The organism is Bacillus sp. SKDU12, from assembly GCF_010093085.1.
In the GTDB taxonomy this organism is placed as follows: domain Bacteria; phylum Bacillota; class Bacilli; order Bacillales; family Bacillaceae; genus Bacillus; species Bacillus mexicanus.
This window is the reverse complement of the sequence record NZ_MSRC01000006.1, coordinates 60,363-73,068: the sequence shown is the minus strand read 5'-3', so window position 1 is coordinate 73,068 and position 12,706 is coordinate 60,363. Positions and strand designations below refer to the sequence as shown.

Below are 12,706 nucleotides of genomic sequence, written 5' to 3'. Positions count from 1 at the left end.
AAAAGGAGTGAGGGTACGTGGAAGAAGCATTAAAAGAAAACATCATGGGCGCCTTGGAACAGGTAGTCGATCCTGAGCTTGGCGTTGACATCGTAAACCTTGGTTTGGTATACGATGTTGATATGGATGAAGACGGCTTAACGCACGTTACAATGACATTGACATCAATGGGCTGCCCGCTAGCGCCGATTATCGTTGATGAAGTAAAAAAAGCATTAGCGGATATTCCGGAAGTAAAAGAGACAGAGGTTCACATTGTGTGGAATCCGCCGTGGACACGAGACAAAATGTCCAGATACGCGAAAATCGCGCTAGGCATTCAATAAAACAAAAAAGGACGGCCTGATATGGGAGGCTGTCCTTTTTTACAGCTGGAAGGAGTGAACTTAACATGATGTATCTGCTAGCTGTCCTTTGCCCGCCGCTAGCTGTTTTGTTTTCGGGCAAGCCGTTTCAGGCATTGCTGAATCTCATATTGACCTGTATTTTTTGGCTGCCGGGAGCGATTCATGCCTGCTTTATCGTTGCCGACCGCCGCGCTGAAAAACGGACAAGAAGATAACCTGGAAACATATAATAAGGGATATAAAAAAATAGCAGGGAGAGCGCCATGAAAAAGAAATTGCTCGCATTCGCGCTCTGTACAGGCGCGTATGCGGCCCTGTTTGCGTACTCTGTGCACATAACAGATCAAAAAGCAGACACAAACGAAATGACGGATGTCAGCCGCCTGATGCCAGTGAAAATTAAGCAGGCAGTAAAAGGGCAGGAAGAGGAAACGCTCATTGACACGGTCAAAGAGGCAAACCGAAAAAACATAAAGATTTCAATCGCCGGGACGCAGCATTCCATGGGCGGCCATACATATTACGAGGACGGCATTGTTCTAGACATGACGGGCTACAACAAAATCCTGTCCCTCAATCAAGAGAAAAAAACGATCAGAGTGCAAAGCGGCGCGACGTGGAATGACATCCAGAAATACGTGAATCCATACGGGCTTGCGGTAAAAGTCATGCAGTCGCAAAACATTTTTACAATTGGAGGATCACTCAGCGCCAATGCGCACGGACGTGATATCCGCTATGGCTCGCTGATTGATACAGTCAAATCATTTCGGCTTTTAAAAGCGGACGGAACGATTGTCACTGTTACTCCAAAAGATGATTTATTTACAGCTGTCATCGGAGGGTACGGTCTTTTTGGCGTGATTCTTGATGTAACGCTTGAGCTGACGAATGATGAGCTGTATGTCATGCAGACTGAAACAATGAATTACAGTGAATACGCCGACTATTTTACAAAGCACGTAAAAGAAAATCCTGATGTCCGAATGCATCTGGCGCGAATTTCAACAGCGAAAAAAGGGTTTCTGAAAGATATGTATGTCACGAATTATGAATTGGCTGATCATCAGAATCAGCTGTCATCATACAGCAATCTTAAAGAAGACGAGTATACGGGGGCCACAAAGTTTGCGCTCGGCTTGTCAAGACGATATGAGTGGGGAAGAAATTGGCTGTGGAATACGCAGCAATCCTACTTTGTAAACCAAAACGGAACAAAAATTTCACGCAATAACGTCATGCGGTCCGAATCAGCATTTCTCGAATATGAAAACAACGACAACACAGATGTCCTGCAAGAATATTTTGTGCCGGTAAAGGAGTATGCGTCCTATATTGACGACCTGAGACAAACGCTGTCGCCGGAAAACTTGAACCTTTTAAACATTACGATCCGCTATGTGCAAAAAAATGAAAAGGCCGATCTTTCCTATGCGAAAGATGATATGTTTTCACTTGTGCTTTTGATAAATGAAGGCTTTTCGAAAGAAGACCAGAATGACACTGCCCGGATCATCAGGCGCATGACAGACGTTGCCATCAAACATGGAGGCAGCTATTATTTGCCGTATATGACTTACCAGACAAAAGCGCAAATGAGACAGGCATATCAGAAAAGCGAAGCGTTTTTTCAGAAAAAAAGAACGTATGATCCGGATGAACGCTTTATGAATTACTTTTATCAGAGGTATAAATAATGGGGAAAAATAAATTAAAATGGCTGACATTATCACAAAGCAGCGTGTTTTTCGCAAGCAGCTTAATCTTTCCATTTTATATATTGTTTGTGAAAAATATCGGATCGAGCTACACGCAGTTCGGTTTTTCCTACGGATTGTTCGGGCTGAGCGGAGCGCTCATTTATCCGCTTCTCGGACGGCTGTCTGAAAGGTTTGACAGCCGTTATTTTCTGCTTGCAAACTCTTGGGGCATGGCTGTTTTGCTTCTGTATGTCCCGCAGATTGGCAGTGTCGTTCAAGTGTACATCGTCCAAGTGCTGTTAGGGCTCTTTGGCGCGATGCAAAAGCACGGAGAAAAAGTGCTGATCGCCAATTTTACAGATGGCGGCGAGCGGGGAAAGAAGATTGGGAATTATCATTTTTGGACAGCTGTCTTTTCAGCAGTCGCCATTATGCTCGGCGGCTTTCTCGCCGACTTTTTTACAGTGCAAATGATTTTTTTATGCAAGCTCTATTCTTTATTTTTTGAGCGGATTGATGATGATGAAAACAGGCTGACATGTTCAGTCTGTTTTTTATATTGCTAAAAAAGGCGTCAGATCAACATTTTCTAATGAAATCATGTTAGGTTTTTTGAGCTGGATTTTCATAGAACAGAAAATATATAAATGAATAAAAATATTAAATATACGATTGAATTAATTTTTATTCATGTTATAATGTTAAATAATTTCACAAAGACCAAGAAGGTGAATTTGATTTGAAAATAGGAATTGTAGGGGCTACAGGATACGGAGGCACCGAACTTGTCAGGATTCTCTCGCATCACCCTCATGCAGAAGAATGTATACTTTATTCATCCAGCGGAGAAGGGAATGTCTATAGCGAGATGTATCCCCATCTTACCGGCTTAGAGAATCAAAAGCTGAAGCCGATTGATATGAATACGATCAAACGCGAAATAGATGTCATGTTTCTTGCTGCGCCGCCCGGGGTATCAAGTGAATTGACTCCGCAGCTGGCAGGCGCGGGAATTTCGGTTATTGATCTGTCAGGTGATCTGAGGATACAAGCGCCGGCTGAATATGAAAAGTGGTATAAACGGGCGGCGGCACCGAAGGATGTGATTCATGAGGCAGTATACGGGCTGGCAGAATTGAATCATAAGCAAATTCAACAGGCGAAACTCATTGCCAATCCGGGCTGTTTTCCAACAGCTGTTTTGCTTGGCCTCGCGCCATTGGCTCAAAAGAAGCTGATCAATGAATCTTTCGTTATCGTTGATGCGAAGACCGGTATTTCCGGAGCGGGAAGAAAAGCATCTATGGGAACTCATTATTCTGAGCTGAACGACAATTTTAAAATTTATAAAGTGAATGAACATCAGCATACGCCTGAAATTGAACAGGCGCTGCAAGAATGGCAGCCGGGACTTGGTCCTATTACGTTTTCAGCCCACTTGGTTCCGATGACAAGAGGTATCATGGCGACGATGTACACGCAAGTATCCTCTAATCTATCAGCAGGTGATCTGCATAATCTATATTCGGAATTTTACCAAGATTCATATTTTGTGAGAGTAAGGCCAAAAGGACAGTATCCGCAAACGAAGGAAGTGTACGGCAGCAATTTCTGTGATATCGCTGTGACCCTTGATGAGAGAACGAACAGGGTCACGATCGTTTCGGTAATCGATAATTTAATGAAGGGTGCCGCCGGTCAGGCTGTGCAAAACTTTAATTTGATGAATGGCTGGAATGAAGAGACTGGACTCACCATGACGCCAATATATCCATAGAACGGGAGAGACTCGAATCATGATTCAGTTAAGTGAAGATCAAATTGTAAAAGTAACAGGTGATATATCCTCGCCAAAAGGGTTTCAGGCAAAGGGCGTACATTGCGGGCTGCGCTACTCAAAAAAAGACATCGGCGTCATTATCAGCGATACACCGGCCGTAAGCGCAGCGGTGTATACGCAAAGCCATTTTCAGGCAGCTCCCATCAAAGTGACACAAGCCAGCTTAAAGCATGGGGCAGCATTAAAAGCCGTTATCGTCAACAGCGCTATTGCCAATGCCTGCACGGGGGAACAGGGCATAAGGGACGCATACACAATGCGGGAGAGCCTCGCTTCACAGCTTGGCATTGAGCCCGAGCTTGTCGCTGTTTCATCAACAGGCGTTATCGGCGAACATTTAGATATGGAAAAAATTCAGTCGGGGATCGAGCTGCTGACACATACTTCTGCTGGATCAGGCGATTTTGAAGAAGCGATTTTAACAACAGATACTGTGATCAAGCAGACGTGCTATAAGCTGACAATTGGCGGCAAAACAGTCACGATCGGCGGAGCGGCTAAAGGCTCGGGAATGATTCATCCAAACATGGCTACGATGCTCGGGTTTGTGACAACGGATGCAGCAATCGAAGAAAAAACACTGCAAAAGGCGCTGCGTGATATCACTGACGTTTCATTTAACCAAATCACAGTTGATGGTGAAACATCCACGAACGACATGGTCTTGGTCATGGCGAACGGCTGTGCAGAAAACGAGTGCCTGACAGAAGATCACCCAGATTGGCCGGTCTTTAAAAAAGCGCTCTTGCTTACTTGCGAGGATTTGGCGAAAGAGATTGCCAGAGACGGAGAAGGCGCGACAAAACTAATCGAAGCCCAAGTGCAGGGCGCGAAAAACAATCTTGATGCAAACGTGATTGCAAAAAAAATTGTCGGCTCAAGCCTCGTGAAAACGGCGGTCTACGGAACAGATGCCAACTGGGGGCGCATCATCGGAGCCATTGGACACAGTGCGGCCCGGGTGACGGCAGAAGAAGTAGAGGTTTATCTCGGGGGCCAATGCCTGTTTAAACATAATGAACCTCAGCCATTCTCTGAATCTATCGCCAAGGAATACCTTGAAGGAGATGAAATCACGATTGTCATAAAGATGAATGAAGGTGACGGGAACGGAAGAGCGTGGGGCTGTGACCTGACTTATGACTATATCAAAATTAACGCGAGCTATCGCACGTAATAAAGGGGAGCACAATGAAGAAAACAATCGTTTTTAAATGCGGAGGGAGTGTCATCCGTGAGCTGTCTGAGGAATTTTTTCATAACCTGAAAGAGCTGATGGCTTCAGGATGGCAACTGGCGATCGTTCACGGCGGCGGCCCGGAGATTACAAATATGCTGAAACGGTTAAATATCAAAACAGAGTTTTCGGGAGGTCAGCGGAAAACAACAAAGCCAGTGCTGGAAGTGGCTGAAATGGTTTTATCCGGCTCTGTGAATAAATTTTTTGTTGCCGAGCTTGCCAAACACGGATTGTGTGCTGCAGGAATCTCCGGCAAGGACGGCGGTCTTTTGGAGGCGGATTATCTCGATCGGGAAACATACGGGGAGGTCGGAGAAATCAAAAAAGTCGATGCATCTATGGTGAAGGCTCTGATGGAAAAAGGCATCATTCCTGTTATTGCCCCGCTGTCTATGACAAGTGACTGCAAGACGCTGAATGTGAATGCCGACTTGGCAGCATCAGCAGTAGCCGGAGCGCTTGAAGCTGATAAGCTGATGTTCGTTACAGATGTAGATGGAATCATGAAAGAAAAGCAGCGCGTTGACATGCTCACCTCTGAGGAGATTCAGATGCTGATCAAGCAGAAAGTCATCACAGGGGGAATGATTCCGAAGGTCAATTCAGCCTTATCAGCTTTATCAAATCAGATGTCAGAAGTCATGATCGTAAACGGAAAAGGATCATTCTTGTCAGAACAAGCCTTTCAAGGAACAAAAATCGTCAAAGCAAAGGAGACTGTTTCATGAGCAGCTTATTTCAAACCTACGGCCGCTGGGATATTGACATCAAAAAAGCAGAGGGAACGTACGTTGAGGATCAAAACGGCAAAACCTATCTCGATTTCATTCAGGGAATTGCAGTATCTAACTTAGGTCACTGTCATGAAACGGTTACCGAAGCAGTCAAAAAACAGCTCGACAGCGTATGGCACGTATCCAACCTATTTCAAAACAGTCTTCAAGAGCAAGCGGCACAAAAGCTGGCTGCGCACAGTGCGGGAGATCTCGTCTTTTTCTGCAACAGCGGTGCGGAAGCGAATGAAGGCGCGATCAAGCTCGCCCGAAAAGCAACTGGAAAGACGAAAATCATCACGTTTCTTCAGTCGTTCCATGGCCGCACATATGCAGGAATGGCTGCGACTGGACAGGATAAAATCAAAACAGGCTTTGGCCCGATGCTGGAAGGTTTTCACTATTTGCCGTACAACGACCCTTCCGCTTTTGAGACTCTTAAGAAGGAAGATGGCATTGCGGCGGTGATGCTTGAGACAATACAGGGAGAAGGCGGAGTCAATCCGGCGAGCGCTGAATTTTTAACAGCTGTCCAATCGTTTTGCAAAGAAAAAGAGGCCCTTCTGATTGTTGATGAAATCCAAACCGGCATCGGGCGGACGGGGAAGGTCTTCGCATACGAGCACTTCGGACTCTCACCAGATATCATCACAGTCGCAAAAGGTTTGGGAAACGGTTTTCCAGTCGGTGCTGTCATCGGCAAAAAACAGCTAGGAGAAGCATTTACTCCTGGTTCTCACGGAACAACCTTCGGAGGAAATATGCTGGCGATGGCAGCTGTGAATGCCACATTGCAAATTGTATTCCAGCCTGATTTTCTGCAAGAGGCTGCTGACAAAGGGATATTTTTAAAAGAAGAGCTTGAGGCTCAGCTGACAAACCCGTTTGTCAAACAAATCCGCGGGAAAGGATTAATGCTTGGAATTGAGTGTGATGGACCGGTTGCTGACATTATTACTGAATTGCAGACATTAGGCTTGCTTGTTTTGCCGGCCGGCCCGAACGTCATTCGGCTGCTGCCGCCGCTTACCGTGACACAGGATGAGCTTGCAGAAGCAATCAGCAAACTGAAACAGGCAATCGCTCAGCATTCGGCTGTAAAACAGTAAATTTTTTTCGGTATAAAGGCATAAAAATTCATTTTAATAATTAATTATACATCGGGAGGCGGGCTGTTAGATGGAAGGTTATTTAGTGTTAGAAGATGGAACGGCGTTCAGCGGCGAGCTGGACGGTCATGAAAGCTGCACAGGAGAGGCTGTTTTTTTTACAGGAATGACAGGCTACCAGGAAGTGCTGACAGATCCATCATATAAAGGACAGATTATCGTATTTACCTACCCGCTGATTGGCAACTACGGTATTAATGAAAAGGATTTTGAAAGCAAGAAACCGCAAGTGAAAGCCGCGGTTGTCTATGAGGCGTGTGATCATTTTTCACATCATGAAGCAGTATACAGCCTCAAGGAGTATTTGCAGAAATGGAACATTCCGCTCTTGACCCATGTCGATACGAGGGCAGTTGTGAAAAAAATCCGCGCAAACGGAACGATGGGTGCGACTGTCACAGCCTCTAAAGAAGCAGCTGAGGTCGCTCTCCAGCCAGAGAACGTGGCACAGCAGGCTTCCGCACAGGAAATCAGCACCATAAGTGACGGAAATAAACATATCGCTCTTATCGATTTCGGCTATAAAAAGTCCATCGCGTCAGCACTCGTCAAACGAGGCTGCAAGGTCACTGTGGTGCCGTATCAGCAAATGGAAGCTGTCTGCGATTTAAAGCCGGACGGCATTGTGCTATCGAACGGACCTGGAGACCCGAAAGCCATTCAGCCGTATTTAGGAAAGATTAAAAGCATCATCAGCCAGTTTCCGACTCTCGGCATCTGTCTCGGCCATCAGCTGATCGCGCTCGCGTTCGGAGGGAATACATTTAAGCTGCCATTCGGACACAGGGGCGCAAATCATCCGGTCATCGACCGTGAAACGAAACGCGTTTTTATGACAAGCCAAAATCATAGCTACGTGGTTGATGAAAAGTCTATTAATCAAGAAGAGCTTACGATTAGGTTTCATCATGTCAATGATACGTCAGTTGAAGGGCTTTCCCACAAAAAATGGCCTGTCATAAGTGTTCAATTTCACCCAGAGGCCCATCCAGGCCCTGCGGAAAGCGAATGGATTTTTGACGATTATGTAAACAACGTGATACCAGCAAGGAGAGAAATTGCGCATGCCTAAAGACACCAGTATTTCAAGCATATTAGTAATCGGCTCAGGTCCGATCATCATCGGGCAGGCGGCAGAATTTGATTATTCAGGCACTCAAGGGTGCATCGCGCTGAAAGAGGAAGGCTATCGGGTGATCCTCGTCAACAACAATCCGGCGACCATTATGACCGATGAAGCCTTCGCTGACGACATTTATTTTGAGCCGCTGACAGCAGAAAGCCTGACAGCCATCATTCAGAAAGAACAGCCTGATGGACTTCTTGCCAATTTAGGCGGGCAGACCGCGTTAAATTTAGCGGTGGAGCTTGAAGAAACGGGTGTTTTAAAAGAGCACGGCGTCAAACTGCTCGGGACATCCGTTGAAACGATACAAAAAGGTGAAGACCGGGAAAAATTCCGTGCGCTGATGAATGATTTGAACCAGCCAGTGCCGGAGAGTGAAATTGTTGATAACGAGGCTGACGCTATCCGTTTTGCGGAATCCATCGGTTTTCCTGTCATTATCAGACCAGCTTACACATTAGGCGGAAAGGGCGGGGGTATTGCCCCTGATAAAGAGGCCTTTACAGCTATGATCAAGCAGGCGCTATTAGCAAGCCCGATCAATCAATGCCTTGTGGAAAAAAGCATTGCCGGCTTTAAAGAAATCGAATATGAAGTCATGCGTGACAGCAATAACACATGTATTACCGTGTGCAACATGGAGAACATCGATCCTGTCGGTGTGCATACAGGTGACTCCATCGTTGTGGCGCCGTCACAAACGTTAACGGATGAAGATTATCAAATGCTGCGGACGGCAAGCCTGACGATCATCTCGGCACTTGATGTCGTAGGCGGCTGCAATATTCAATTCGCGCTCGATCCATTCAGCAAGCAATATTACGTCATCGAAGTGAATCCGCGGGTGAGCCGGTCATCTGCTCTCGCATCTAAAGCAACCGGTTATCCGATTGCGAAGATGGCTGCAAAACTGGCAGTCGGTTACACCCTTGATGAGCTGGAAAATCCCCTCACAGGCTCGACTTACGCAAGCTTTGAACCTGCGCTGGACTATGTGATTGTCAAATTTCCGCGCTGGCCGTTTGATAAATTCAAGAACGCAGACCGCAAGCTTGGCACAAAAATGAAAGCCACCGGTGAAGTGATGGCGATTGAACGGAATTTAGAAGCGGCAATACAAAAGGCAGCAGCGTCTCTTGAACTGAAAAATATCGGTACACACTTACCAGAGCTCAGCGGATTATCGATTGATTCACTTTGGGAGCTGGCAGTCACGCCGGACGACCGCAGATTTTTCGTCGTCATGGAGCTGCTGAGCCGTAGCATAACGATTGATGACATCCATGCGAAAACAAAAATTGATCCGTTTTTTCTGCATACCTTTGACAACATCATCAAAATGGAAAACCGTATGATGGAAACAGACGGAGATATCTCTTTTGACTTATTGAAAAAAGCAAAGGAAAAGGGATTTTCTGACGCGACGATTGCCTCGCTTATCGGCAAGACAGAAGGAGAGGTGCGCACACTTCGCAAGGAGCTGGGCATTATGCCTTCCTTCAAAATTGTCGATACATGCGCGGCTGAGTTTGATGCGAAAACAAACTACTTTTACTCCACATATTTCGGAGAGACAGATGGGGACATCAGCCACAAAGAGAAAAAGCGCGCGCTGATTATCGGTTCAGGCCCGATTCGGATCGGCCAAGGCGTTGAATTTGATTACAGTGCTGTGCACGGTGTGCTGACACTGCAAGAGCTTGGATTCGAAACCATCATGATCAACAATAATCCGGAAACGGTCAGCACCGATTATGAAATTGCGGACCGCCTGTATTTTGAACCGATGACAACGGAGCACATTTTAAACGTAGCGGAGCAGGAAAACATTGATTTTGCTATCGTGCAATTTGGCGGCCAAACCGCAATCAATGCCGCGGAAGCGCTAGAAAAAGCCGGCATTACCTTACTCGGCACATCGTTTAAAACGCTCGACGTGTTAGAGGACCGTGACCAATTCTATCAGCTTCTTGATGAGCTCGGATTGAACCACGCAAAAGGCGAAATCGCTTATACAAAAGAAGAGGCCGCTCAAAAAGCTGATGAGCTCGGTTATCCGGTGCTTATCCGTCCATCTTATGTTATTGGCGGAATGGGCATGATCATTGTGGACTCGAAATCCCAGCTTTCTGAGCTGCTGAAGAGTGAAAACAGCCTGCCATACCCAATTTTAATTGATCAGTATGTGCCAGGAAAAGAAGTCGAAATTGATTTGATTTCTGACGGCGAAGATGTCTTTATTCCGACCTATACAGAACATATCGAACGGGCGGGTGTCCATTCGGGAGACAGCTTTGCCATCCTTCCCGGACCGTCCATCACAAGCGGGCTGCAGCAGGGAATTAAAGATGCCGCGCAAAAAATTGCCCGAAAGCTTTCCTTTAAAGGCATCATGAACATTCAATTTGTGATCGACAATGGACACATTCTCGTTCTTGAAGTGAATCCAAGAGCAAGCCGCACGGTTCCTGTCGTCAGCAAAGTAATGGGTGTTCCGATGATTCCGCTCGCCACACGTCTGCTGGCTGGGGCGTCTTTAAAAGAGGTAAACCCGGCAGTTCAAAATCATCATGGAGTTGCCGTGAAGTTCCCTGTGTTTTCGTCTCACGCAATCCAGGATGTGGATGTCAAGCTGGGTCCGGAAATGAAATCAACGGGTGAAGGCATGTGTGTTGCGTATGATGCAGACAGCGCCTTGAAAAAAATCTATACACGAATCTGGAATCAAAAAGGAAGCGTATATTTGCAAAACGAACCGGCAGATATCAAGGAGTTAGCAGAAAAGGCTGGTTTTACCGTTTATGACGGGGCATTTTCCACATGGATGGAACAGAGCGAAAAAGCGCTTCACATCAATCTGAGCGGCTCCGAAGAAGCGCGTAAGGAACGTTTAGAAGCCATGACGCACGGTATCCCTGTCTTTACAGAAGAAGAAACCGTGCGGGCATTTTTACAAAGCGGGTCAGGGAATCCTCTGCCTGTATCACTCAAAGATCTCTATAAAAAGGAAGTGGCATCATGCATACAGTGACGCAAGCCAGTTTATACGGAAAAGATTTATTAACGTTAAAGGATCTCACTGAACAGGATATCAGTTCCTTGCTTGCAGAAGCCGGTGAGTTGAAACAAAACAAAATCCAGCCTATTTTCCAAGGCAAAACCTTAGCGATGATTTTTGAAAAATCATCAACGCGGACTCGTGTTTCATTTGAAGCCGGCATGGCGCAGCTGGGCGGGAGCGCCCTTTTCTTAAGCCGGAACGATATTCAGCTTGGACGCGGTGAAACTGTCGCTGATACGGCAAAAGTGCTGTCAGGCTATGTGGATGCCATCATGATCCGGACCTTTGAGCATGAAAAGGTGGAGGAGCTTGCTAAAGAAGCTGATATTCCAGTCATCAACGGACTTACGGATAAATACCATCCATGCCAGGCGCTGGCCGATCTTTTGACGATTAAGGAAACGAAAGGGAAGCTTAAAGGCGTGAAAGTCGCGTACGTCGGTGACGGAAATAACGTGGCGCACTCATTAATGATCGGCTGCGCGAAAATGGGCTGTGATATCTCGATCGCTTCGCCCAAAGGCTATAAAGTGCTGGATGAGGCTGTAGAAGCGGCAACAGCTGCTGCGTTTCAAACAGGTGCTTCCATCACCCTTACAGATGATCCGATTGAAGCTGTAAAAGACGCGGATGTCATATATTCAGATGTGTTTACAAGCATGGGGCAGGAAGCGGAAGAACAAGAGCGCCTCGCTGTCTTTGCACCGTATCAGGTGAATACGGCGCTTGTCAGCCATGCCAAGCCTGATTATACATTTTTGCACTGCCTCCCTGCGCATCGTGAGGAAGAAGTCACTGCAGAGATTATTGACGGTCCGAATTCAGCGGTATTCCAGCAGGCGGAAAACCGTCTCCATGTACAAAAAGCACTGCTGAAAGCCATTTTATACAAAGAGGAATAATCAAAAAACTGCTGAGTCCGGCTCAGCAGTTTTTTAATGACAACATATTCACAGCCGCTTAGGCGCATACTACAGCAAAAAGGAAAAGGAGGAAAAACAGTGGGACAGCAGCATCAATTCAGGCCCGGACAGAAAGCGCCTAATAACGGGATTTACGTAGAAATCGGCGAGACAGGAAGTATGGTGAAAAATCCTCAAAAAATCAACCTGTCAGCAGGGGATATGTTCCCCGAAACATCAAATCACAATCGGCTGTGGACATATAAAAGAAAGCCGTGACCAAGAAAAAACCCAAAACAATAAATGTTTTGGGTTTTTGGCTTTTTAATGCTGGTTTGCATTTTTGTTCATAGGCATGATTTCTGCTAAAACGATGATTAAAACATACAGTACAACAGCAATGATAGATGATGTTTTAATATTGTATTCAGCGTTATTCATGCTGGCAACCAAATAACATGCCATATGTGATAAAAGGAACGTCCAAATAAAGGCAATAATATATCGCACGTTTCCACCTCGTCCTTCTCATTCTATTCTAAAAGCTA

The 12,706-nt window shown here is 46.0% G+C and carries 12 protein-coding genes and 1 pseudogene; 12 read left to right on the top strand and 1 reads right to left on the bottom strand.

What is annotated here, in order from left to right:
- Window positions 1–17: 17 nt before the first annotated feature.
- From BTW01_RS05225 to BTW01_RS05170, 12 genes and pseudogenes are all read left to right on the top strand, one after another.
- Window positions 18–326, top strand: coding sequence for a metal-sulfur cluster assembly factor (locus BTW01_RS05225; protein WP_003224525.1), 309 nt, complete (start codon window positions 18–20; stop codon window positions 324–326).
- Window positions 327–391: 65 nt separating this feature from the next.
- Complete coding sequence (locus BTW01_RS05220) at window positions 392–562, top strand: YqaE/Pmp3 family membrane protein (protein ID WP_162101970.1); 171 nt, start codon at window positions 392–394, stop codon at window positions 560–562.
- A 48-nt stretch (window positions 563–610) separates the two neighbouring features.
- The gene (locus tag BTW01_RS05215; protein ID WP_162101969.1) at window positions 611–2,044 is read left to right on the top strand and encodes an FAD-binding oxidoreductase; all 1,434 of its coding nucleotides are present in this window, start codon (window positions 611–613) and stop codon (window positions 2,042–2,044) included.
- 44 nt (window positions 2,045–2,088) lie between these two features.
- Window positions 2,089–2,584 (top strand): annotated as a pseudogene (locus BTW01_RS05210) (MFS transporter).
- A 202-nt stretch (window positions 2,585–2,786) separates the two neighbouring features.
- Window positions 2,787–3,824, top strand: a complete 1,038-nt coding sequence (gene argC / locus BTW01_RS05205) for an N-acetyl-gamma-glutamyl-phosphate reductase (protein ID WP_162101968.1) — start codon at window positions 2,787–2,789, stop codon at window positions 3,822–3,824.
- Window positions 3,825–3,843: 19 nt separating this feature from the next.
- Complete coding sequence (gene argJ / locus BTW01_RS05200; protein ID WP_162101967.1) at window positions 3,844–5,064, top strand: bifunctional ornithine acetyltransferase/N-acetylglutamate synthase; 1,221 nt, start codon at window positions 3,844–3,846, stop codon at window positions 5,062–5,064.
- A 14-nt stretch (window positions 5,065–5,078) separates the two neighbouring features.
- Window positions 5,079–5,855 carry an acetylglutamate kinase gene (gene argB / locus BTW01_RS05195; RefSeq protein WP_162101966.1) on the top strand — a complete coding sequence of 259 codons (777 nt, stop codon included), beginning with the start codon at window positions 5,079–5,081 and terminating at the stop codon, window positions 5,853–5,855.
- The gene (locus BTW01_RS05190) at window positions 5,852–7,009 is read left to right on the top strand and encodes an acetylornithine transaminase (protein WP_162101965.1); all 1,158 of its coding nucleotides are present in this window, start codon (window positions 5,852–5,854) and stop codon (window positions 7,007–7,009) included. The genes argB and BTW01_RS05190 overlap by 4 nt, the downstream gene beginning before the upstream one ends.
- A gap of 70 nt (window positions 7,010–7,079) precedes the next feature.
- Window positions 7,080–8,141 (top strand): carbamoyl phosphate synthase small subunit, encoded by a 1,062-nt coding sequence (locus tag BTW01_RS05185; RefSeq protein WP_162101964.1) that lies wholly within the window; start codon window positions 7,080–7,082, stop codon window positions 8,139–8,141.
- On the top strand, window positions 8,134–11,226 hold the full coding sequence (locus tag BTW01_RS05180) for a carbamoyl phosphate synthase large subunit (protein WP_162101963.1): 3,093 nt from the start codon (window positions 8,134–8,136) through the stop codon (window positions 11,224–11,226). Before BTW01_RS05185 ends, BTW01_RS05180 begins: the two co-directional genes overlap by 8 nt.
- Entirely contained in the window at window positions 11,214–12,158 is a 945-nt protein-coding gene (gene argF / locus BTW01_RS05175) for an ornithine carbamoyltransferase (protein WP_162101962.1), read from the top strand. The genes BTW01_RS05180 and argF overlap by 13 nt, the downstream gene beginning before the upstream one ends.
- Before the next feature lie 99 nt (window positions 12,159–12,257).
- Window positions 12,258–12,437, top strand: coding sequence for a YjzC family protein (locus BTW01_RS05170; protein ID WP_162101961.1), 180 nt, complete (start codon window positions 12,258–12,260; stop codon window positions 12,435–12,437).
- 45 nt (window positions 12,438–12,482) lie between these two features.
- Here BTW01_RS05170 and BTW01_RS05165 read toward each other — a convergent pair whose 3' ends face one another.
- The gene (locus BTW01_RS05165) at window positions 12,483–12,668 is read right to left on the bottom strand and encodes a YjzD family protein (protein ID WP_162101960.1); all 186 of its coding nucleotides are present in this window, start codon (window positions 12,666–12,668) and stop codon (window positions 12,483–12,485) included.
- Window positions 12,669–12,706 lie beyond the last annotated feature (38 nt).

Coding starts and splice junctions, on each gene's coding strand:
- BTW01_RS05220 (WP_162101970.1), top strand. CDS start 392: ATGATGTATCTGCTAGCTGTCCTTTGCCCGCCGCTAGCTGTTTTGTTT.
- BTW01_RS05215 (WP_162101969.1), top strand. CDS start 611: ATGAAAAAGAAATTGCTCGCATTCGCGCTCTGTACAGGCGCGTATGCG.
- argJ (WP_162101967.1), top strand. CDS start 3,844: ATGATTCAGTTAAGTGAAGATCAAATTGTAAAAGTAACAGGTGATATA.
- argB (WP_162101966.1), top strand. CDS start 5,079: ATGAAGAAAACAATCGTTTTTAAATGCGGAGGGAGTGTCATCCGTGAG.
- BTW01_RS05190 (WP_162101965.1), top strand. CDS start 5,852: ATGAGCAGCTTATTTCAAACCTACGGCCGCTGGGATATTGACATCAAA.
- BTW01_RS05185 (WP_162101964.1), top strand. CDS start 7,080: ATGGAAGGTTATTTAGTGTTAGAAGATGGAACGGCGTTCAGCGGCGAG.
- BTW01_RS05180 (WP_162101963.1), top strand. CDS start 8,134: ATGCCTAAAGACACCAGTATTTCAAGCATATTAGTAATCGGCTCAGGT.
- argF (WP_162101962.1), top strand. CDS start 11,214: ATGCATACAGTGACGCAAGCCAGTTTATACGGAAAAGATTTATTAACG.